The sequence below is a fragment of the Thalassospira sp. MCCC 1A01428 genome (genome assembly GCF_002115825.1).
Classification (GTDB): domain Bacteria; phylum Pseudomonadota; class Alphaproteobacteria; order Rhodospirillales; family Thalassospiraceae; genus Thalassospira.
Genome location: NZ_JFJZ01000156.1, coordinates 1 through 701 on the forward strand (window position 1 = coordinate 1; position 701 = coordinate 701).

A 701-nucleotide genomic window follows, 5' to 3' on the forward strand; every position below is an offset into this window, starting at 1 on the left:
ATATCCCTATATGTGGTGGGCTGACACGACGAGCGGGCATTTGAAACAGCGCAATGCGGCGAATACGGCGTGGATTGATCATGGTCTAATGGCTGATGCGTTTTTGCGAACATCCAGCATTGCTAGTGGTGGTGTTGCTGGGCTGCTGCGCAAAGATGGCGACGGATCGCAACTGACCGGCGTGAACGATGACGTGCAAGAGGCGATTGATCAAATTGCTGGTAGTGGGTTTGCGCAGGGGCAAACATGGCAGGACGTTACTGCATCGCGGGCCAAAAATACCGATTACACAAATGATACCGCCAAGCCCATTATGGTATCTGTGTCGATCTATAACGCATCAGGAACTGACAATGTCATCTATTTCATTGTTGATGGCGTGTCGGAAATTGCTGCGAAAGACAGTTACGATAATAGCCGAACAAATAGTTCAACTGTGGTTGTTCCGGTCGGGTCAACATACAGATTTTATGTGGGCAATGCTTCGACGATCCGAAAATGGCACGAATTAAGAGGCCCGGCAGCGTGATGGCCCATGGTGATTAAAGGGGGGTGAAATGAACCATCTACCGCCGGATGTTGGGCAAGATTGGATTTCCGCTGTGCGTAGCTGGGGTGGTGCGCTTGGTATTGCGATGGTGGCGCGGTTATTGTGGCACCAGCGGCTTGTGCGGTTAGGGCAGCGCCGGTTTTGGTCGTGG

Annotated in this window: 1 protein-coding gene; it reads left to right on the top strand. The window is 51.9% G+C overall.

Annotation, left to right across the window (positions count from 1 at the left end; all coding sequences use genetic code 11):
• A partial coding sequence (locus tag THS27_RS27085; RefSeq protein WP_210403039.1) for a hypothetical protein occupies positions 1 to 529 on the top strand: 529 nt, incomplete at its 5' end.
• Positions 530 to 701: the final 172 nt, after the last annotated feature.